The organism is Tatumella morbirosei (assembly GCF_000757425.2).
Lineage (GTDB): Bacteria > Pseudomonadota > Gammaproteobacteria > Enterobacterales > Enterobacteriaceae > Tatumella > Tatumella morbirosei.
Window position 1 is genome coordinate 675,564 of sequence record NZ_JPKR02000003.1, and the last position, 21,202, is coordinate 696,765.

Annotated in this window: 22 protein-coding genes, 1 tRNA gene and 2 pseudogenes; 9 read left to right on the forward strand and 16 right to left on the reverse strand. The window is 47.7% G+C overall.

The annotated features are described in order from the left end of the window. The first annotated feature begins 305 nt into the window (after positions 1 to 305). The 4 genes and pseudogenes from HA49_RS06000 (at position 306) to HA49_RS06015 (ending at position 2,817) form a co-directional block, all read left to right on the forward strand. Positions 306 to 381 (forward strand) — tRNA-Asn (locus HA49_RS06000). Positions 382 to 560: 179 nt separating this feature from the next. Beyond that, a pseudogene (locus tag HA49_RS06005) lies at positions 561 to 1,264 on the forward strand (tyrosine-type recombinase/integrase); the annotation flags it as partial. A gap of 318 nt (positions 1,265 to 1,582) precedes the next feature. Then, positions 1,583 to 2,428, forward strand: a complete 846-nt coding sequence (locus HA49_RS06010) for a DUF3289 family protein (protein WP_038021172.1) — start codon at positions 1,583 to 1,585, stop codon at positions 2,426 to 2,428. Further along, a complete protein-coding gene (locus HA49_RS06015; protein ID WP_038021174.1) occupies positions 2,428 to 2,817 on the forward strand; it encodes a DUF943 family protein in 390 nt (129 codons plus the stop codon). The genes HA49_RS06010 and HA49_RS06015 overlap by 1 nt, the downstream gene beginning before the upstream one ends. Positions 2,818 to 3,025: 208 nt before the next feature. Here the strand turns inward: HA49_RS06015 and HA49_RS22060 are convergent. Together HA49_RS22060 and HA49_RS21935 are read right to left on the reverse strand one after the other, a co-directional pair. Beyond that, positions 3,026 to 3,184 (reverse strand): annotated as a pseudogene (locus tag HA49_RS22060) (replication protein); the annotation flags it as partial. Between the two features lie 415 nt (positions 3,185 to 3,599). Next, a complete protein-coding gene (locus HA49_RS21935) occupies positions 3,600 to 3,731 on the reverse strand; it encodes a hypothetical protein (RefSeq protein WP_281177687.1) in 132 nt (43 codons plus the stop codon). Between the two features lie 367 nt (positions 3,732 to 4,098). On the opposite strand from HA49_RS21935, the gene HA49_RS06020 reads away from it, so the two are divergent. Then, positions 4,099 to 5,967, forward strand: coding sequence for a sulfatase family protein (locus HA49_RS06020; RefSeq protein WP_072055916.1), 1,869 nt, complete (start codon positions 4,099 to 4,101; stop codon positions 5,965 to 5,967). A gap of 330 nt (positions 5,968 to 6,297) precedes the next feature. Here the strand turns inward: HA49_RS06020 and HA49_RS06025 are convergent, their stop codons facing one another. The 4 genes from HA49_RS06025 to HA49_RS06040 all read right to left on the reverse strand — a co-directional run bounded on the left by HA49_RS06025 (position 6,298) and on the right by HA49_RS06040 (position 8,715). Continuing rightward, positions 6,298 to 6,690: a VOC family protein gene (locus HA49_RS06025; protein WP_038021177.1), complete on the reverse strand. Its 393-nt coding sequence runs from the start codon at positions 6,688 to 6,690 to the stop codon at positions 6,298 to 6,300. Positions 6,691 to 6,817: 127 nt separating this feature from the next. Further along, positions 6,818 to 7,201: a putative quinol monooxygenase gene (locus HA49_RS06030; protein WP_038021179.1), complete on the reverse strand. Its 384-nt coding sequence runs from the start codon at positions 7,199 to 7,201 to the stop codon at positions 6,818 to 6,820. 62 nt (positions 7,202 to 7,263) lie between these two features. Continuing rightward, positions 7,264 to 7,659: a nuclear transport factor 2 family protein gene (locus HA49_RS06035; RefSeq protein ID WP_038022552.1), complete on the reverse strand. Its 396-nt coding sequence runs from the start codon at positions 7,657 to 7,659 to the stop codon at positions 7,264 to 7,266. Positions 7,660 to 7,806: 147 nt separating this feature from the next. After that, complete coding sequence (locus HA49_RS06040) at positions 7,807 to 8,715, reverse strand: LysR family transcriptional regulator (RefSeq protein WP_038021181.1); 909 nt, start codon at positions 8,713 to 8,715, stop codon at positions 7,807 to 7,809. A gap of 138 nt (positions 8,716 to 8,853) precedes the next feature. Between HA49_RS06040 and HA49_RS06045 the strand changes: the two genes are divergently transcribed. Further along, the gene (locus HA49_RS06045; RefSeq protein ID WP_038021183.1) at positions 8,854 to 9,408 is read left to right on the forward strand and encodes a VOC family protein; all 555 of its coding nucleotides are present in this window, start codon (positions 8,854 to 8,856) and stop codon (positions 9,406 to 9,408) included. Between the two features lie 12 nt (positions 9,409 to 9,420). Beyond that, positions 9,421 to 9,876, forward strand: a complete 456-nt coding sequence (locus HA49_RS06050) for a nuclear transport factor 2 family protein (protein ID WP_211259046.1) — start codon at positions 9,421 to 9,423, stop codon at positions 9,874 to 9,876. Positions 9,877 to 9,993: 117 nt separating this feature from the next. Here HA49_RS06050 and HA49_RS06055 read toward each other — a convergent pair whose 3' ends face one another. After that, positions 9,994 to 10,683, reverse strand: a complete 690-nt coding sequence (locus tag HA49_RS06055; RefSeq protein ID WP_038021185.1) for a lipopolysaccharide core heptose(II) kinase RfaY — start codon at positions 10,681 to 10,683, stop codon at positions 9,994 to 9,996. Positions 10,684 to 11,103: 420 nt separating this feature from the next. Here HA49_RS06055 and yajD point away from each other — a divergent pair, with 420 nt between their 5' ends. Next, positions 11,104 to 11,451 (forward strand): HNH nuclease YajD, encoded by a 348-nt coding sequence (gene yajD / locus HA49_RS06060; RefSeq protein WP_038021188.1) that lies wholly within the window; start codon positions 11,104 to 11,106, stop codon positions 11,449 to 11,451. Between the two features lie 150 nt (positions 11,452 to 11,601). On the opposite strand, the gene attM is transcribed toward yajD, so the two are convergent. The 3 genes from attM to HA49_RS06075 are packed head-to-tail and all read right to left on the reverse strand — an operon-like array spanning position 11,602 to position 15,123. Then, a complete protein-coding gene (attM, locus tag HA49_RS06065; protein WP_211259047.1) occupies positions 11,602 to 12,393 on the reverse strand; it encodes an AttM family quorum-quenching N-acyl homoserine lactonase in 792 nt (263 codons plus the stop codon). Between the two features lie 47 nt (positions 12,394 to 12,440). Further along, on the reverse strand, positions 12,441 to 13,712 hold the full coding sequence (locus HA49_RS06070; RefSeq protein WP_245610159.1) for an iron-containing alcohol dehydrogenase: 1,272 nt from the start codon (positions 13,710 to 13,712) through the stop codon (positions 12,441 to 12,443). Then, positions 13,669 to 15,123: an NAD-dependent succinate-semialdehyde dehydrogenase gene (locus HA49_RS06075; RefSeq protein ID WP_038021191.1), complete on the reverse strand. Its 1,455-nt coding sequence runs from the start codon at positions 15,121 to 15,123 to the stop codon at positions 13,669 to 13,671. Before HA49_RS06075 ends, HA49_RS06070 begins: the two co-directional genes overlap by 44 nt. A 112-nt stretch (positions 15,124 to 15,235) precedes the next feature. Between HA49_RS06075 and HA49_RS06080 the strand changes: the two genes are divergently transcribed. Next, positions 15,236 to 16,027, forward strand: a complete 792-nt coding sequence (locus HA49_RS06080; RefSeq protein WP_046791694.1) for an IclR family transcriptional regulator — start codon at positions 15,236 to 15,238, stop codon at positions 16,025 to 16,027. On the opposite strand, the gene HA49_RS06085 is transcribed toward HA49_RS06080, so the two are convergent. The 6 genes from HA49_RS06085 to HA49_RS06110 form a co-directional block, all read right to left on the reverse strand. Further along, a complete protein-coding gene (locus HA49_RS06085) occupies positions 16,017 to 16,433 on the reverse strand; it encodes an NUDIX hydrolase (RefSeq protein ID WP_038021193.1) in 417 nt (138 codons plus the stop codon). The genes HA49_RS06080 and HA49_RS06085 overlap by 11 nt on opposite strands. A 191-nt stretch (positions 16,434 to 16,624) precedes the next feature. Then, positions 16,625 to 17,467, reverse strand: a complete 843-nt coding sequence (locus tag HA49_RS06090) for a GGDEF domain-containing protein (RefSeq protein WP_038021195.1) — start codon at positions 17,465 to 17,467, stop codon at positions 16,625 to 16,627. Next, on the reverse strand, positions 17,464 to 17,787 hold the full coding sequence (locus HA49_RS06095) for a hypothetical protein (RefSeq protein ID WP_038021197.1): 324 nt from the start codon (positions 17,785 to 17,787) through the stop codon (positions 17,464 to 17,466). The genes HA49_RS06090 and HA49_RS06095 overlap by 4 nt, the downstream gene beginning before the upstream one ends. 499 nt (positions 17,788 to 18,286) lie before the next feature. After that, positions 18,287 to 19,582 carry an NAD(P)/FAD-dependent oxidoreductase gene (locus tag HA49_RS06100; protein WP_038021199.1) on the reverse strand — a complete coding sequence of 432 codons (1,296 nt, stop codon included), beginning with the start codon at positions 19,580 to 19,582 and terminating at the stop codon, positions 18,287 to 18,289. A 16-nt stretch (positions 19,583 to 19,598) separates the two neighbouring features. Beyond that, on the reverse strand, positions 19,599 to 20,021 hold the full coding sequence (locus HA49_RS06105) for a RidA family protein (protein ID WP_038021201.1): 423 nt from the start codon (positions 20,019 to 20,021) through the stop codon (positions 19,599 to 19,601). A 21-nt stretch (positions 20,022 to 20,042) separates the two neighbouring features. Continuing rightward, a complete protein-coding gene (locus HA49_RS06110; RefSeq protein WP_038021203.1) occupies positions 20,043 to 21,182 on the reverse strand; it encodes an ornithine cyclodeaminase family protein in 1,140 nt (379 codons plus the stop codon). Between the last annotated feature and the right edge of the window lie 20 nt (positions 21,183 to 21,202).

Genomic DNA, 21,202 nt, shown 5'->3' on the forward strand with positions numbered 1-21,202 from the left:
TTGTCTTACCGGATACACTGCCGGTAAGCCGGAAGGTTCCTGTTTTCCGTGCTCTACAGCCTCCCTGCCCCGTTAAGCATAGTGGAATGTGGCAAAATGTTTCCTTAGTTCACTATTTGTTAACATAAATGAGATTATTCGTAGCCCTGAGTCCTGACAGATTTCACTGCCGGTGAACAAGAAGCCGCTGAGCGCACAGATAACCGTCAGAATGTTTTAAAGTTAGGCAGTTGAATCCTAATGTGTTTATCCGTATTGACAACCTGCCATCAGGCCATTAATATTCGCCCCGTCTTCACGACAATTCCTCTGTAGTTCAGTCGGTAGAACGGCGGACTGTTAATCCGTATGTCACTGGTTCGAGTCCAGTCAGAGGAGCCATATTCAGGTCAGCAGACGTTCCATAACGTCTGCTTTCCGTTTTCCAGTCAGGCAGTTATCCACTCCCCTATGTTCAATAACGTCCCGTAGAGTTCGGCACCATCCACCCTCATTTAATGGTATATTTGCTGGTACATCCGGTTCGATCTGTTTTGTACTATCTGACGGAGGGCTGACCTATGGCGCTTACTGATATAAAAATAAAAATACAAAGCCTTCCGGGAAAGCCGTTAAGCTCACGGACGGCTTCAGTATGTATCTGCTCATACACCCCAACGGCTCAAAATACTGGCGCATGCAGTACCGTTTTGGCGGTAAGCAAAAAACTCTGGCACTTGGCGTTTATCCTGCCATCTCTTTATCTGTTGCAAGGCAACGCCGTAACGAAGCAAAAAAGCTGCTGGCGAAAGGAAACGACCCTGTTGTGAAGAAGCAGGACGACAAACGGGAAAATAGCGGCACTTTTTCGTTTGAATCGATCGCCAGACAATGGCATGCGGGCATTAAAAAATGGTCAGAAGAAAACAAGGGGAAAATTCTGCGTACGCTTGAAACCTATCTTTTTCCGGTAACAGGCAATTGTCAAATCGCAGAACTGAAAACCCGCGACCTGCTGGTGCCGACAAAAGTGGTTGAGGATAAGGGTTTTAATGAAGTGGCTATTCGTCTTCAACAGCGTACCACTGCCATTATGCGTTACGCCGTTCAACAGGGTATTCTTGATTACAATCCTGCTCAGGAAATGTCAGGTGCGATTACCACAGGTAAACGCGCTCATCGTCCCGCCCTGCCCTTTGAACGATATCACGAGTTTTTAGAACGCATTGACGGTTATCGTGGACGATTACTTACCCGGCTGGCAGTGAAACTTACCCTGATCATTTGATTAATCGTTATTAATCGATATAAACCATCAATACCTCATTATTGATCGTTTTTATAGATCAATAAGTTAATGAAATGTGAGATGAATTGACCAATTTTTTTCTTTAAGAGCACTGAATTTGAACACATTGAGTCCGAAACCTCTCACTATCACGTTGAGTCATGTTGTCATTACGGATATGGTAAATGACATCAGCTATATGTTCTAACCATAACGGTACGATATCGCTATCAACGACATGGTTTTACGATATAGTTTGTTAGAAAGGCAGTTTGTAAATTCAATTGCGATAAACCAGGTAACGGAGTACCCCTAGTGAGCAATGCATTATTTCCTTTAACAATCTTCACGACCCAGCGCCGTTTCAATGATTTTTCTACGGACGATATGCGTTATGGCGACATTCCGGAAGACAGGCTGAGAAGAGAGTTCGGACTTAACAAGATATCAAATGTGGTTGATCCCTACACACTGACCCGACTGACAGCATTTGATAATCCACAATCAAGATTCGCAGGAGTTTATGGTAGCGTTCATCGTGGCGATAAGCTGAGTGTCCAGCAAAGTGCGCAGCTTTTGTTCGAGGAAATGCAGGTTACATCGATACCTTTTTCTTTCATTGGTCCGCACAGATATCTAATCAATCAGATGCTAAGGAATTTTCAGCTTTCACGAGGCTCAGCTTTTAATAATCCACAGTTGGATACAGCATATCGCGAGAAGTTACATTCTGACTATGCTTCTAAGAAAAAAACGTCTATCATGCAAGAAACGATTGGATTATTCATTGATTATACCAGGAAAGGATTTACTCATGAACGACTGGATAATTTAACTTCTGCCATTAAACTCTCTTTACTTCCGAAATTTGACTCTTTAATACTTGATAAAATTAATGGAATGGGAATTACTATTCACGACGTTTATGCAACAAAAATAGAAATTCTCCGTCTTGATGTTAATGATCATGGCTGGAAAGCAAGTGTCAGGTTTACCGGCCAGGATCATTTTGGTCTGGACGTCGGAGATATACGTAAACAAAAATTCAATCAGTTTCAGTTTTTCAAAATATGGTTCGTTCTTCAACGATTCAACAAATTTGGTTTTCGTCCATTTCTGACAAATATGAAAGCTGTGATTGACATAGAAGGAAAACGATAATGCGTAAACCAGTCATTTTTTTACTGGCTGTGCTTTTATGTATTATTGGTTATCTGTTTACAGTAAAGCCTAACGTTTCTGTTATCGGCGCACATTACGATGGTAGTACAGCACAGATTATTGTTAATAAATTACCGTTTACCGACTCAAACAAGATTAATTGGTGGCAAAAAAACAAAAATGAAATTTTAAAAAAATACAATATTCCAACTGGTGATAAAATACCATTTCTTATTGTTATCTATGCCTTCGGTGATGGCTATCAAATAGAAGGTAAAAAAGACAGACTTTGCTTCTCAGATATAAAACCACCAAAAAATTGTATTGATAAAAAGATTCTTATGATGATTTGGCGCACGCGAGATGGCGGGGTTAAATATCAATTTTAATTTGTATTAGTTGCGACTTAATCTGACACATGCCCTTGAAAGGTTCAGAGTTACAGGTTTTGATATGGATGTCGAATCCTTATAAATATGTAAGGCAATTCTCATGCTTCACACCTACTAACCCTGTTATCAAATATAAAATGGATTTACTTAATCTGGTTGAGGAACTAAAATTCCATTCATGTATTTTGGTATTTTTTTCATTGCCTTATCCTATTTTTATCCTGGAATGCTCCGATTCCGTTAAAATACAGGATTTAACGAACGACAGACGATCACCACTGAACATAAAGTCCGGATTAATAAAATAGTAGTTCTGAATCATTGTTTCCGCAATAAAGTTCTTTTCCACAAGCTCTTTCATACCCAGCCTTACGTAACCCGCAACAATTGGTGGTCATTTTGGTGCTCTTGACAGAAAGTGAATTCAGGTTTAGCTTGAATATTAGCCAGTTACTGGCAAAGGCGATCCCAGTCAGAGGAGCCAGATTAGAGAAGCCCGCTTAAGGAAACTTAAGCGGGCTTTTTTCTGTGTCCGGTCGGCACTTTCAATTTAGATTCAAATATAGATTCGGGTCGATAAAACTGGTTGTGTTGTTGCGGACAGGCGCTGTTATCTGAACCAGATGAGTGATAAGGATTCCCTTATCTGGTTGTTTTCGGCAATTGACATGATCACTGGCCCCCACCTTATTCATTTGTAATTTGCGCGCACTATGGTCAGAAACGCTGAAGCATGTCCATCATCTTTGCTCATTTCCTGTGTTCCTCCCGACAATAGCTTAACTCTGTACCTCACTGCTTCCGCTCGCTGCTACGGTTATCATCTGTCCATGTCCACTGCGCATGGCTTCCGCCCCATAGATGATTCCCAATGACAGGGTCACGATCTGAATACTTATCAGGTCAGTCATCTGAACCTTCTGGATGTAGAATTATTCAGCCTGTCAGTCAGTTATCACCAGGAAAAGGAGGTATTTCAGATAAAAAGTTCACAGACTGAGACTCTAAAAGTCACTGTGTGACTTTAATAAAATCAGCGGCATCTCATTACGCTATGCGACTTACAAAAATAAATGATTAATTTAAGAATAATTTATCAAATAATGACACCTTTAATAAATCATCCATAAACTCACACCCCGCCAAAAAAACCGCAATAAAAAGAAAGAATCCGAAACCGGTTAATTAATATAATGAAACTCAGAATTACAATGAATATTAAGAAATACTAAATAAATAAACCAGGTTAATTTAAATATAATCACAAGGACTGTAAATATGAAAAAAAACACTAATACCTCACGCAGGGATTTTATCCGGATAACATCCGCAGTCACTGCGGCTTCCCTGTTCAGTGGAAAAATGGCATTAGCGGATAGTAAAGCTGAAAATTCACAGACCGATCAGCCACGTGCTGTTCCTGTGACTCCGCCAGCTAAACTTCCGGAAGGCTATAATATTCTGTTTATTGTCTCAGATCAGGAGCGCTATTTTGATGAATATCCGTTCCCCGTGCCCGGACGGGAAAGGTTAGCGAAAACCGGGACACGTTTCACCAACCATTATATTTGCAGTAGTGTCTGCACACCATCACGATCAGTATTATATACCGGCCTGCATATGCCCCAGACGGGGATGTTTGATAATCTTGGCTTTCCATGGATGCCTGACAGTCTGGACCCCAAACTGGGTACCCTGGGTCATGTCATGCAGCAACTTGGCTACTACCCGGCCTACAAAGGCAAATGGCATCTTAATAACCAGATACAAAATCCTGCCGCTAAAAAAACCACGGCTTACACAGACATTACTTCTATCCGGCGCGATGAACTCAATGCCCTGATGCAGGAGTATGGTTTTAATGACTATACCGGCATCGGTGATATCATCGGGCGTAGCCACGGTGGCTATCTTTTCGATGAACTGACCGCCAGTCAGGCCATAAGCTGGCTGCGCGGAAATGGCAGAGAAAAGCAGGAGATAAACCAGCCCTGGATGCTGGCGATTAATTTAGTCAATCCTCATGATGTCATGTACCTTAATACCGATGAACCTGGCGAAAAAAACCAATGGCAGGGCCGTTTAATTACAGGTAACAGCGGTTCTTTTCCGTCGCAACCACCGGAAAATTCGCTCTATAAACAACGTTGGCCGGATGCTCCTCTGGCGGAATCTCGTCATCAGTCGTTTCATCAGCCAGGCCGCCCGGCGGCACATCTTGAGTTCCAGTTATGCAACGGCATCATGGTTGGTACTATCGCTGATGTGGACAGACGCTGGAGAAAACTTCAGGACTATTATTTTAACTGCATACGCGATAACGATACCCAGCTGGTGAGGATCCTTGATGAAATCGATGCGCTGGGCATGACAGAAAAAACAATTATTGTTTATACCTCTGACCACGGAGAACTGGCGGGAGCACATCAGATGAATGGTAAGGGTACCTGTACTTACCAGCAACAGGTCCATGTGCCGATGATTATCGTACACCCTGACTTCCAGGGGGGCAAAGAGTGCCAGGCCCTGACCTCCCACCTGGATGTCATCCCGACCATCGCCGGTTTAACCGGACAAGACAACCCTAAGAAAAGCCGGATCCTGGCCTCAAGAAAAGGGGTTGATTTCAGCTCTCTGCTGTACTCTCCGGAGCGATATCCGGTTAATCATCTGCGGGAAGGGATACTCTATTGTTACGATATGCTGTTGTATTCAGACGCGACTTATGTTGGCAATATGTTCAGAGTTATCCGTGATGAAAGGCTGAGCAGTGAAGAGAAAAAACGACGCTTCAGTATATTTTCTCCTGACCTGAAAAAACGGGGCGGTATCAGAATGATCTATGACGGAAAATATAAGTTCACCCGCTATTTTTCTTTGCAACAACATCACACTCCCGGCACAATGGAGATGCTTCGCAGATATAACGATATTGAACTCTACGACTTAACAAACGATCCTCAGGAAATAAATAATCTGGCCAATGATCAGAAATTTACGACCATCATTAATGAACTCAATGAGAAACTCAACCGGATGTATGCCAGTGAAATCGGCAGCAAAGATAACGGCCACTATATTCCTCCGCTCAATGGTCTGAAATGGGAACTTGAGCCGGACCAGACGGCCTGGCTATTCAGGGATTAACCGGATTTATTGCACACCAGCCCCGGGGATAACGCTTTTCTCCCCCCTGGTGGCTCGGTGACCGGTGGGTCGGTAGACGTCTGAACAGCAAAGCCGCCGGATTCCGGGTAACGGTAGTCCACAGCCAGAAACAGAAGGCAGTTTCCCGTACGAGGATATTGTCGTCTCACTACCTTTTAATAAAACGGACAGGGAAACTTAGGCGGGATAGCGATTAACTCTACTGCTAAACAGGCCGGTAATTTCCGGGCTGGTATATTAACTGCTTAACTGCAAAGGTCACCAGAAAATCCCTGACCGCATTTATCCTGCCAATACCTAAAAATTCATCTACCCTGCGCAATAGAACTCAATTCTTATCCCACTGGGTTCATAGCACATCATATGCATTGACGGCCCGTCTCCCAACAGGGTTGGCTCAAATTCGATTTCAATCTGATTATCCTTCAACACCTTCAGCAACTGATAAAGAGCCTCTTGGTTATCAATTCGTAGTGCTAAGTGATGGAGTCCGACATTCATTTTGCGAGCAAAGTTAACCGGCGCTGTGGTTTGTGTTTTCCAGAGCGTAATCATCAGTGAATCATCTTTTACAAAGATGGCAGGATAATCATCACGTCGTTTGACTTCTTTCCATCCTAACAATTTAGTAAAGAACTCAGCACTCTCTTCAAGGTTACTGACAGTTAAACCAATATGGTGTGCGCCTGAAGTGACTGACATTGTTAAGATCCCCACGGGTTAAGTGTTTTATTCAGGGTGTGGTCAGTCAGATATATGACTGACCTGATATCTGCTATCTTAGCCTGAAAAACGGCAATGATTCTTCTGAAAGCTTCTGCAAAACCCGTCAGGACGCGACTTTGCCGCGCGGATCATCAATATGCTGTTTGGCCACATCATAACGAATCCCTTCGCGATGCAGAATACGTACGTTTTTCACCACGGTGGCCAGCGCTTTTAGAAAGGTTTCCGAATGCTCATGACGTTCATAGGCTTCAATATTCGCCCACCCTTCGGACAGATGAAATGCATCCGGATTCACCAGGTCCTGAGAAAAGGCATAAAATACACAGCCCGGTAATTGCTGAGCCGCCTGCATTTCCGGTTTAACCGCATCAATAAAGGTTTGCCGGTCTTCAGGGTGCACACGGTAGTAGGCACTGACGATGATTTCGGTCGGCAGGGTTTTATCGTGATCACCCGCGGTACTAATTTTAGGGCTAAGGCTCATTATTTTCTCCGTAAGTCTACTATTGAATTGAGTAACGCCTTGCAGACAGGCTCAGCTCAGGATTATTCGCCGTGGAAAGCACGCCACGCTGCAAGCGTATCCAGTGATTCACGCAACAAAACTATCTTCCCGTCTTCCGCGACCAGCCTTCCGGCATAGGTCTGCTTGTATATCCGTCCGGTTCCTTCGACAGGAGCTTCCACGCTATATTCGGCAAAAGCCTGGGTCGGTGTTTCAATAAAGAACCGGATATTACGGAAACGAAACTCAGGAACTTTACTTAGCAGCCCGCCAATAAAGCTTTCGATAGCTGCCGGTCCCTGAACCCTGTGTTGCTGGCCCAGAGTCTGCAGATACGGTAATTCCAGAGCACCCTCAGCGGCAAAAAGTGCAGCAGCGGCTTTTGGGTCCCGGATACTGTCCAGATAGTTTTGCAGTAGCTGTACGGCTGTTTTCATGAGTGATGCCCTTCTGTTTTGAAGCCGGCTGTCTGCGGCATAAGACAACAATAAAGGAACCCTGAAAACCACAAAATAGAAAATAAAGAAAGACATCATTGCAAAAATGAAATGGTTACAGTGTCCGGTAAATGACACTGTCTTAGCTTAACCCCACTCAGGATCACTCAGGTGCTTAACAAAGAAATCTGACAACACTTTCACTTTGAGCGGACGACTGCGGGCTGTCGGGGTCACAAAATAGAGCCCGCCCTGAGTCATTGACCATTCATCCAGCAGATGGATTAACTGACCCGTTTTCAGATACTCAGCCGCCATAAAGTCCGGCAATTCGGCAATCCCCTGCCCGTCCAGCAGTGGTGGCAGTAATGCATCTGAATTTGTCACCCGCAACGGGCCATTGGGTACGACATCTTCCTGAGCACCCGAAGGATGAGTGAAACGCCACACCTGGCTGCGGGCACGATAAGCATAGCTAAAACATGTTCTGGCCGACAGTTCACGCGGGTGCTGAGGCACTCCCTCGCGCGTAAGGTAGTCCGGAGAAGCCAACAGGTACTGTGTCACGTTACAGATCTTACGCGCTACCAGCGAAGAATCCGGCAATGCCGCGATTCGCAATGCCGCGTCAAAACCATCAGCGATTAAATCCACGGAGGCATCAGACAGATGAAGATCGACGCTCAGCTCGGGGAACTGATCCAGTAGTTTCGGTAACAGTGGTGCAACCCAGCGCAGACCAAATGACATAGGCACCGCCAAACGAATCTGACCGCGTGGTTGCACCGAAAGTTCATGGGCTTCACTTTCAACCTCTTCTGCCTGACGATATATCTCCGAGGCTTTTGCCGCCATGCTTTGACCAAACTCTGTCAGTGACAACTGCCGCGAGGTGCGGTTAAACAGGCGCCCGCCTAACCGTTCCTCAAGTCTGGCTACAGCACGTGATACGGTGGGTACCGACACCCCCATCACTCTGGCCGCCGCAGCGAATGACCCTTCTTCGGCGACTTTGGCAAACATCGCGAGTCCTTCAAAATCCGGGAATTTATTCATTTCAAATCTGCAATGATGAGTTTCAAATCATTCTATTTTGAAATTAGCTCCCCGTCGATATGCTGATTAAACCAAACGATACCGACGGTCAGCAACAAAGATTCGTCGGGTGAATCATTTATCTGAAGGATAATTAACATGAGCCACCAGAAAATCACTTCATTGTTGTTCGCTTCCTCACTGGTATTGGGTGCTGCCAGTTTTTCAGTCCCGGCAATCAGCGCCGCACAGACACCACTGGTGACCGTTGCCGGTTTAGATCATGTCGGAATTAACGTTCCTGACCTGAACCAGGCTATCAGCTTTTTCCGGACCACCTTTGGCGCCACACTGGAATCCAACATAGCGCCTGGGGCCATTCCGGCCGCCTGGAAAACCGCCTATAACTGGCATCAGTCCAGCGAACTTAAGCATTTTGCCATGGTGCGCTTACCGAATGGTACCGGCGTAGAACTGTTTCAGTACAGCGGAAAACAGATTGATCATCATCGCCCACACCAGGACGACGATGCCGAAACCCATATTGCCCTGAAGACCAGCGACGTGATGGCAGGATACCAGGCGTTGAAAAAAGCCGGTCTGAAAATACTGAGTGAACCGGTCACCAATGCCGATGGCACCCAGTGGTTTTACTTTCTGACTCCCTGGGGTTCTCAGATTGAACTAACCGGTAAAGAAAAAACTGCCGGCTAAGAGGATAAACGGATGAAGAAAATATTCAGCACTATGTTACTGGCCACCGGTCTGCTAACCGGTGCCCATAATGTCTTTGCGAAGGAGATCAACATGAATATAGAAGCAACTCAGACCGAACCTGCGGGATTACAGCAACTGATTGACCGTCATTTTGCCCTCTGGAATGATCCCCATCCCGCTGAACGAGCGGCAAAATTTCCAACGGTCTATACAGCGGACTTTTTTGTTGCCGACGAGAATGGTCTTAATCAGGGTATGGAACAGGTCAATGCGGCGATTGGTAAAGTACAATCCCTGCACAGCGGCTTTATTTTCACTCCTGCTCCGGTACAGTGGAATCATGGCATTGCTCGTGTCAGTTGGGGATACGGCCCCGTAAATAACCCTTTTCTGGTACGTGGTGAAGATATTTTTACCGTCAGTCACAACAGGTTATCCAGTGCCCGGGTTTTCCTGCAGAAATAACATGACAGCCGGTATTCACGATTCAAATGCTGGTGGTGAAACCGGTGGTCTCTGCAATAAGTCGTGTTGATAGTTGTTTCAGAAAATTTTTGACACTCTGTTTCTGCGAAAAATAATTCAGAGCTTACCGCGTATTTTTCTCGACAGAGTACGCAGGTTATTTCTAATTTTCAGCAGATAATAATAGAAATTTTTCCGGGTCACCTGAACCTGATATTTATTCTCCAGAAGCAGCATGTCGTTAGCTTTACACAACGACAGGCTGCCTTTAAATGACAAATCAATCACTTTCAACCGCCCGTCATCACATATAATAAAGTTTCCGGCATGAATATCATTGGAAGATAATCCACCGCGATGAAGAGCCGAAATACATTCACTGACCCGTTCTATATTAGACTGATCAATTTCGCCAATCGACCCTCCATCAATGAATTCAAAAACTGCATAACTATCAATGCATTGACGAAACCTTTTCTTTTCAGCAATAAAATAGATATTCGGGGTGTAATTCAATAACCACTCCCTTCCCTGATTCAGATAGTGCATCAGACGGAGATTGGCAGATCGGTAGATAAAATTCTGCAACCGCTTTTCCAGCCGGTGATCTACTTCCCGGTCACGCTTGATAATGAAGTACTTTGAAATATACCTGACCAGATAAATATCACGCAGAGGATTGCCACTGGGAAATTTTTTAACTACAAATTGTTCGAAGTTATCACTGAAGATAAGATCGTTAAAAATTTCACCCTCCCGGGTGAAATAGACGTCATAGCCAAAAGATTTCGTTCTGTTTATCAGCAAAGTGTAACCATTTATTATTCTTAATGTAAACTTAAGTAATTATATCTTTCGCCGGATCCAGGCCTTAACATTTATTGCTATTTGTCCGTCAAACCAGAAAGTGATAATCATCAATAGTTATAGTCACTTATAGTAATCACTTCGACCTAAAACAGATCCCGGTCAGTAGTTAACTCAACAGGGAGACTTCTGAAATGACGATGACTGAGATTAAAAAGGTTAAGGATTTCGACACGATGGGCGGGCAACCAAAGATTAGCCTGGGAGGCGTTGGCGAAAATCTGACTACCACGGCAAGGCCCTTCCCTGAGCAGACCTGATCATGAAAAACAAAACCCGTCCCCTGCTCGTTCCCATTATCTGCCGGGTTAAGCTATAGTAGCGGCTTGTTCCACTTTATCTTGTTCACAGGTAGCAGCAATGGCACTGATCCCCAAAAACTATGCACGGCTGGAAAGCGGTTATCGCGAGAAGGCACTCAAAATATACCCGTGGATATGCGGACGTTGCTCGCGGGAGTTTGTCTATTCAAACCTGCGTGAACTGACCGTTCATCATATTGATCATGACCACACCAATAATCCCGAAGACGGCAGCAACTGGGAACTATTGTGTCTGTATTGTCATGATCATGAGCACTCAAAATATACGGAAGCCGATCAGTACGGCACCCGCGTTGTCGCCGGAGATGATGCCCAAAAAGATATCGGTGCGGCCACCTATAATCCATTTGCCGATTTGCAGGCGATGCTAAATAAGAAGAAGTGAGTCTGTGTCAGTCACAGGGCTGCGGTAAGTGCCCTGTGATTTATCCTGCTGATCACACTATTACTATGAATTCTGAAAAAACACAGATCGGTACTATTTTTGTCCGTACTGGATTTTTCCTGTACGGACAAAATATTAACTGCTCAATCGTTAATCATAATATTCCGGAGCATGACGGAAAGATGGCCAGGCATCGGGATCGTGGCCGGTCACCACTTTAGCCCCGGTACGCTCGACCACACTATGCATCTTTTGCACCGAACGTACTGCTTCTACTGCCGAAGACATAAATCCAGGCAGGGCCTTTTCATCCCAGTGATCCATGGTGTAGGCAGCATCGATGGTCAGCAGCAACGGACCGCTGTTTGGCAATGTCACCAGTACCGACTGGTGTCCGGGGGAATGGCCGGGAGTAAAGACCGTCTTCAGCGTACCGTCGCCGTAAATATCATAAAAATCATTATTTTCTCCGTTGAGAAACTCCCACTTCAGGCCGGGACGGTCGAAATCATTACGGATATAGCCACCCGCGGCAAACCAGTCAGGAGTAAAGGCATACTCATATTCACGGCGCTGTACAATATGGGTGGCATTCGGGAACCGGCCCACCGCCCCGGTATGATCAAGATGCAAATGCGACTGCAATACATAACGAATCTCTTCCGGCCGGATACCCATTTTTTTAAGTTGCGCCACACATCCCTGATCTTCCCGCATGACCGGCCAGTAGACATCAGTGATGCCGCCCCAATAGCCTTTCGGATCAGTGGCTGTTTCCACCGCATTCCCGCCGTCTATCAGAGTGTGGCCCTGAGGATGAGTAAGCAGGAAAAACGGCACCGGTATTTCATAATCGGCGCCGTCGCCCTGATTCATTTTGATGTTGTGTACTTTGCATTTCAGCGAGCCGGTCTGAAACATATATAAGCGAATATCAGTCATGGTGAGATGTCCTTTGCTTGCAGTACCCAGGGTACAATGACGGCGGCTTAAAAAGCCTGCCGGTACAGGTCCAGCGCGTCAGCTTCACTAACCTCAACCGGGTTATTTATCAGCAAACGAGTCTGCTTCATTGCGTCAGAGGCCAGTAGCGGCAGGGTATCTTCCCTCACACCGACATCGCGTAAACGCCTTGGCGCACCGCTTTCATCCATAATGCGGATCATTTCGTCGATAAAGGCACCGCAGCGAGTCTGAATATCGCCACCGGCACCCACGTTCAGCACATCCGCCAGTTCAGCGTATAAAGGGGCCGCCTGTTTCGCGTTGTATCGGAGTACCGCGCCCAACATCAGGGCGTTCGATAGCCCATGGGGGATGTGATAATGTCCGCCCAGCGGATAGGCCAGCGCATGTACCGCCGCCACCGGAGAGTTGGAGAATGCCTGTCCGGCCAGGGTTGCCCCCAACAAAACAGCTTCGCGGGCTTTGCGGTTACTGCCATCACCACAGGCAATCACCAGTTGCGCTGAAATCAGACGTAAAGCTTCCCGCGCCAGAGCATCTGACAGCGGATTCTTTTTATGCTGGCTGGTATAAGCCTCGATGGCATGGACCATCGCATCAATCCCGGTTGCCGCAGTGTGGGTTGCAGGCAGCCCGACGGTGAGTTGCGCGTCCAGCAGCACAAAATCACAGTACAACTGGCGTGACACGACACCCATTTTGGTGGTCTCGCCGGTCGTAAGAATCGAAATATTAGTCACTTCGGAGCCTGTCCCGGCCGTGGTCGGGATTTGTACCAGCGGCAGACGTTGTCCCCGGACATTATCAATACCGTACAACCCACTCAGTTCCTGAGAGGAATTTGCCAGAATTGCCGTAATCTTTGCCACATCCAGCGAAGATCCCCCTCCCAGCCCAATCACCAGGCTGGTCTGATGATCTTTTGCCCGTTGAGCAGATTCAAGCACCAGCGCTTCCGGGGGATCGGCCACTACGCGGTCAAACACCGCCACTTCAAACCCGTGACTGCGCAGGCTCTGTTCTACCGGCTCCAGCAAACCCGCCTTCACCAGACCACCATCGGTGACAATCAGGACATTGCGTTCAGAAAAGCGACCGGCAAGAATTTCTCCCAAACGCCGCGCACCTTCCCATTCCACCAGAATGGAAGGTACCGTGGTAAATTCAAATGGCTTAATAAACTCTGACATAGTGGATTCCTTACTGACCGGCGATTGCCGCAATAAACGTTGCAGTGAAAAAAGTGTCTGCTCAGCCTGTGGTAGTGCAGAGATACTTAATCTCCAGATACTCATCGATACCGTATTTTGAACCTTCTCTGCCAATCCCTGACTGTTTAATCCCGCCAAACGGAGCGACCTCGTTCGAAATCAGTCCGGTATTGTGACCCACCATGCCGTATTCCAGAGCCTCAGAGACCCGCCACATCCGTCGGCTGTTTTCGGTATAAAAATAAGCTGCCAGCCCGAATTCAGTATCGTTCGCCATTTCGATCGCCTGCTGTTCGGTATCAAAACGGAACAATGGTGCTACCGGCCCGAAGGTTTCTTCACGTGCGACCAACATTTCCCGGTCCGCATTCACTATCACCGCAGGGGTAATAAACAGCCCCTCAGGCGTTAGTCGCTCACCGCCGGTGGTGACCTGACCGCCCTTTTGCTGCGCGTCTTTGAGATGTTGTTGCACCTTGACCACTGCGTTCTCATCTATCAGTGGGCCTATCTGAACGCCTTCATCGGTACCGTCACCAATTTTCAGTTCAGCCACTCGCTCTGCCAGCCGTTGTGCAAAGCGGTCGTATATTCCGGACTGCACCAGAAAACGGTTTGTACAGACACAGGTCTGACCGGCATTGCGGTATTTTGACTGCAACGCCCCTTCCACCGCCTCCTCCAGATTTGCATCATCAAAAACAATAAACGGCGCATTGCCCCCCAGTTCCAGTGATAATCGTTTCAGTGTTGGTGCACAATCTGCCATTAGCGACCGGCCAATTGCCGTCGAACCAGTAAATGATAACTTCCTGACCACATCACTGCGGGTCAAAACCCCGCCAATAACTTTGGAGTCACCGGTAATCACCTGCAGGACACCCGCCGGAATCCCTGCACGCATCGCTAGTTCTCCCAGTGCCAGTGCCGTCAATGGAGTCTGTTTGGCGGGTTTCACAATCATCACACAGCCCGCCGCCAGTGCAGGTCCGGCTTTACGGGTGATCATGGCGGCAGGAAAATTCCAGGGAGTGATAGCAGCACAGACGCCAACTGGCTGTTTAATCACCAGCAGCCGTTTATCGGCCTGAGTCGGCGGAATAACATCACCATAAGTACGCTTGCCTTCTTCGGCGAACCATTCGATAAATGAGGCCGCGTAGCTCACTTCACCACGTGATTCAGCCAACGGCTTCCCTTGTTCGGCCGTCATAATCGCCGCCAGATCTTCGCTGTTTTCGGTAATCAATTCGAACCAACGGCGTAGCAAAGCACAGCGCTGACCGGCAGTTTGTTGTCTCCACTGTTCGAAGGCTTGCTGAGCGGAGACCACCGCCTGTTCCACTTCTGCCTGTGCGAGGCGGGGAACATGGGCGATGATATCAAGGGTTGCAGGGTTATTTACCGCCAGAGTCGCGCCATCCGCGGCTGAGCGCCATTCTCCTGCCAGCAGACAGGTTTCCCTTAACAGGGAAGGATCGTCTAATTTAAGCATCATTTTCTCCGGTTCCGGTGGACAAAGTTCAACCAGTTGAACTAGATTCATTAGAATGAATTTTGCGCAATTATTAATAAAACGTCAAATTACTGTTATGGAAGTGCGATCGATGCCTAAAATTTCAGCAGAAGAAAAACCTGGAGTGACAGTGCCTGCACTTCGCCGCTCAGTGCAGATCCTTGATCTGATCAGTCAGTCTCCCTCACCGCTCAGCTTTACCCAAATTGTCAGCCAACTCGGGCTGCCAAAGAGTTCGGTACATGGTCTCTGTGCTGCGTTGGTAGATGAAGGCATGCTGATTCGCAACAGTGACGGCACTTACCGGGTCGGTTCCCGAATCATGAGTTGGGCAAATGCTTTCCTGTGCCAGACCGATTTGGTTGAAGAATTTCAGCGCCTGTTACAGGGACGAAATGAACTACGTGAATTTACCGTTACCCTCACGGTACTGGATGACTGCCAGGTGGTCTACATTGCCTGTTCCAACAGTAAAGCCGCTCTGGGTTTTACCTTCAGCATTGGCATGCGACTGCCCGCGCCATTCACTGCGACCGGTAAAGCCATTCTCAGTACGTTAAGTGATGAAGAGATCTGCCGACGCTTTGCCGACCGCTGGCCGGAACCACTGACCAGCCACAGTGTGGATTCTGTCAATGCCTTAACGGCAGAATTAGCCCATGTCAGGGGATGTGGTTATTCCATCGATAACGGGCAGATCCGCGAAGGCATGTTGTGTATTGGCGCACCAGTCAGGGATTTCTCCGGCCAGGCGGTGGCGGGTCTGGCTGTGAGTCTGTTGCAACAGGAAGCCGGGCCGCACACCATTGACACCATAGGTAAAAAATTGCTGGAGATAGCTTCTTCACTCTCAGCCAGACTGGGGGGTGACGTTAACCGTTAACTTTACCCCATACGTGCGGAATAATGATATTTTTGGTCAGCGGAGCCAGCAGTATGCTGCTGGCTTCCTCGCGGGATACCCAGCGGACTTCCTCAATTTCGGCGGCTGCCACCACCTCACTCAGCGGTTGCTCATGACGAAACAGGGTGGCGTGGACCATATAACCTGGTTCATTCGCGGCATCATCAGTGAACTCCCCCATCGGTGTTAACAGAGAATCCTTTAGCGAAACGCCAAGTTCTTCCTGCAATTCTCTGATCACTGCGGCTTGTGCCGATTCCTGTGGCTCGATTTTACCGCCTGGTTGCATAAAATAGCGGGTATTTTTTTTCCTCACCAACAGCATTCTCTGTTGTCTGTCGGTAATAACCGCAGCGGCAATACGGATAACGTTGGTTTCAGACATAAACACTCCTGGCATAATCAGCTGATGAGACGGAAAACGCCGACCAGTTTACTCTGATTGATAACTGCTGACGACAGGAACTCACCTCCTGCCATTCACTGTGCTGAATGACCGGCAGCGGATAAAACTAATGACAACGAATCCACGACCAGCCAGAAACACAGGATGTTTTCAGCCACTCACCCTGTGAATCAGATATCGTAGATCACATAACAATCTTTTCCCCGGGCTTTTGCCTGATAGAGCATTTTATCGGCGACGGAAATCATATTTTCAAAATTCCCCTGATAATCAGAGTTAAACACCGCACCACAACTTACCGTCACCCGGGGAATTTTCGGATGGCCGCCGTTGACCCTGGTGGTTCGGACCGCATCCAGAAGTTGATCGCAAAAAGCAACAAATTCACCACGATGATGACTGCTGAAGGTAACAAAAAATTCCTCACCCCCCCATCGGGAAATTATCATGCCCGGGTAGCGTAACTCTTTTAAGGTTACGGAAATTGACTTAAGCACCTCATCTCCGCTGTCGTGACCATAATTGTCATTAATACTTTTAAAGTTATCGATATCCAGCAAGATAAAACCTTGTTGCTGCCCCGAAATAATGGTGGTTTTATTCGAAAATACGTAGCGACGATTATACAGCTTTGTTAAATAATCCGTTTCTGACTGTCGGGTCATCTTGTTTACGGCACGTTGTTTCCAGTGCATTAACTCACACAGAAACACGGAAATAATCGCCAGAGAAATATCTTCCAGTCGGTGAGAAAATATCTCCCGGTATATACTGTTGCCAAAGATTACGGCATCAGTCTTCAGATAATAATAACCACGCATCAACGAACACATCAGTAAAAACAATCCGTTATAAAAGACTGATGCGTAAAAGTTAAGATAACGGGCAGAGATAAACAGCGCCAGCGCCGCGATGGATGAGACGCCAAGCCAGTAATTAAAAAACATCATAAACTGAACCAATACCATAAAACCAAACAGCACTATAAAACGCTGCCTTTTAATTCCAGTCACCGGTAAAGCCTGAGGAAAAAAAACGGATAGACGATCATCACCATGATCAACCCGGTGGCCAGTTGCTCGCTGGTCCATTCAATCAAACCAAATAACGACACGTGCTGTTGGGTGTAAGCGACAAACACCGCATAGCATAGTGACTGTAGCAGACTGGCACAAACCACCGGAATCAGCATTATCATGGTTTTTCGGTAAGGAAAAATAAGCCAGTGCTTTTTCACCAATATCGCGATTGTCAGCGGAATAAATATCATCTGCAAAGAGTTAATCCATACCAGGACCAGTAACTGATAGACAGGATTAGTATCATCACCCATTAACGATGCTAATATTCCAGCCAGAAGATACAGACTATAGAGAAAAATAGCCGTCGTTCGTCGACATCGGGAATTTCTTCTCGCGATATACAACATGAGTAACGCCGAGACTGTATTTACCGGCCAAAAAAATACAATGTTATGGCTCCGGGCAAGACTTAACGGAATAATAAACAGTATAAATGTAATTAAAAAGAATAGGATAGACGACTTCGGCAAGCCTGAATTAAACGGCATAATGAGCAAACCCTGCGATATCTGACGGCAGTAATCAGAGTAATCAACTGCATATTGCGGGTTAACTTAGTTCAATAATTTCCAGTATTCCAGTTAAAATCGTAAAAAACTTAATCAGACCACTCCCGGATTATTAAGCTTACTGGTAACCATGCCAGTAAATGACGATGGCTCACCAACCCCGTCAGCGCTATGGTCGGGCGTTCCGGTTATCAGTCATCATTTATTCTGTGACTGATAACCGGTCTTCCGGACTCCTGAATCAGGCTAACCTGGAGAAACGATAAGGTGCCGGATCCACCAGTGGCGTCGCACCGCTGACCAGATCGGCGGCCAGCTGACCTGCGGCCGGTGAAGTTCCAAAACCATGTCCGGAAAAGCCACAGGCCAGAGTCAGCCCGGGTAATGAATCTACCGGGCCGATAACCGGAGTGGAGTCAGGGGTGACATCAATTACTCCCGCCCAGGATTCAGCGACTGTCGCCTGATCAAATACCGGCCAGGCTGCCCGAAGGTTAGTCAGCGCTTCCTGGTTTAGCTTCGGATTGGCTGCCGGGTCAAGCACCCTCTGCCGCTCAAACGGGGTGGTCTGATGGCTGCGCCAGCGTCGTGCCGTGGCAAGATCGGTAATAAAATCACGTCCCAGTGAAATGCGCAGATTATCCCGGGCCTGTTTCAACTGGGGCAGATAACGTCTGCCCAGCCGTAAATGGTCGAGAGTTAATGGAGCATCCAGTGCTCCGCGCTGAGTCACTATATAGCCGCCACTGTAATGCCGCCGAAACGAAAAGTCCGGGGCGCCAAGTGCAATCTCACCGGGACCCTGCAACGGTCGGGTACGAAGAACAGAACAAATCAACGGTAATGTCGGCAGGTTAATTCCCAGATTACCGAGAAAGCGCCGCGACCAGGCTCCGGTAGCCAGCAACACCTGTTCACAACGAATCTCACCCTGTTCGGTGATAACACCCGAGACACTGCCACCGCTGGTGACCACTGTTCTGACAGCACAATGCTCCAGGATAATTGCGCCCTTTTTCATCGCAGCTGCTGCAATGGCCGGTGCCGCCAGGGTCGGTTCCGCACGTCCGTCGGAAGCGGTATAAATCCCCCCCGCCCAGCGACTGTTTCCGCCGGGCACCAGACGGTCGATCTCACTTGCTGATAATATGCGGGTATCCAGCGTCAGGCCGCTGACACCGGAGTGCCATTTTTCATGCAAAGCCATCTGTACTTCATTGCGCGCAACAAACATAATTCCGGACTGGAGATACCCAACATCATGACCGGTTCGTTCAGCCATCGCTGCCCATAACCGGTCAGCCGCCTGTGCCAGCGGAACATCATCTGCTGCCCGGCTGGTTTTACGAATCCATCCCAGATTACGTGATGACTGTTCTGCGGCAATTCTGCCTTTTTCCAGAACCACCACCGGTATCCCGCGTTCGGCCAGACAGAGTGCTGCAGTCAACCCGATAATTCCTCCGCCAATAATCACCACTGAGGTTTCTGCCGGCATCCCTGACGAGGTTGTAACCGGCTGTATTGCAGGTGCCATAGCTGCTTTCTCCAGATTACTGTGACAGAGTGATTTCTCTGACTTCTGCCGTTCCGGCACCACGGAAAGCGGTGACTTCTAACTCCACTTGATAGACAGTGGAACCCAGCGGCGGGCAGGTGACGGTGGTTGCCGGGTTGATGCCACGGAACTTCTCACCAATGATTTCCATCACCGGTGCAACATCGTCAGGTTGCTGAATAAATACCCGTGAGCAAACAACATCTTTCAGAGAAGAATCCACGGCCGTCAGTGCGGCCTCAATATTGGCAAATACCTGCAGCGTCTGTTGCTTTAAATCCTCAGGGATTTGTTTAGTCAGCGGATTACGTCCCGCAGTATTCGATACAAAGATCCAGTTATCTACCGCCACAATACGTGAGTAGCTGGCTTTTTTTTCAAATTCAGAACCGGTGGTTAAACGTGTCACAGTAGTCATTATCTTTCCTCGTATTATCAGTTAGCTAAGTTCAGGGGTTTCCCATAAATTCAGAGTGACACCAATCCTACGCGATTTAGCATTGCGGTAAATCACCGTCGCCCAGGCAACATCTTCGACCGGCATCCCGCCGACAGACATGATGATGATCTCCTGATCGTTAGTACGTCCCGGGGCAGCACCGGCAACAATTTTCCCCATATCTTCAAGCTGCTGTGGTTGCAGTTTTCCTTCGGCAATCATGTCCATAAAACGAACGCCGATAATTGGAATAGTATTGTGGGCGGGTGCCGGAACCTCTTCTGCCCAGGCTTCATACAGACGGGTGTTATCAAGAACTTTACGAATATCAGGTTGTTCCATAGCTTCATCGATGTTGCATAACGCAGGCATAGCCAGGAATGCGCCCGCTTTGACCCACTCCCGTTTAACCAGCGGGTAAGCAGAAGGGTCTCCGGTTTCTCCTGAATTGCAGTAGGTCACAATGTCACTGTCGCGCACCAGCGCTTCCAGGCTATCTACTACCTGCACTGTGGTGATCTGCGGGTAGCTTTGAGCAACCCAGCTCAGAAATTTATCCAGACTGTGCTGACCACGGCCTTTCACTTTCAGGGTATCAATCTGTGGGCAGACAGCCATAAATGCCGCCAGCGTGGTTTTACCCATGACCCCGGGCCCCAGCAGCCCCACTACCCGTGAATCTTTACGTGCCAGATGCTTTGCTCCTACCCCGGGAATCGCGCCGGTACGGTAAGCCGACAGCAGATTAGCTGACATATGCGCCAGAGGCGCTCCGGTATCGGCATCATTCAGGGTCATCAGCAGAATGGAACGTGGCAGACCTTTTTCCCGGTTCGCGATATTTGAGCCGTACCATTTCACTCCGGAAGTTCGAAAATTCCCTCCCAGATAAGCTGGCATGGCCATCATCCGGCGATCGGCCGTGGGTTTCGGCATTGACGGAAATGGCGAGTTTTCGGGGAAAGTCACCATAGCGCCGTGGGAGTCGCTGTTCGGACCCGCCATACGGTAATCTCCGTGATACAACAACCCGAACATCTCTTCCATCGTGTCGACACAGGCAGCCATGTCTGTCACACCGGCACGGATCATGTCCTGCTCAGATAAATAGATAAAATCAATCCTGGTTGAATCACTCATGTTGATCTCCCGGACGGCTT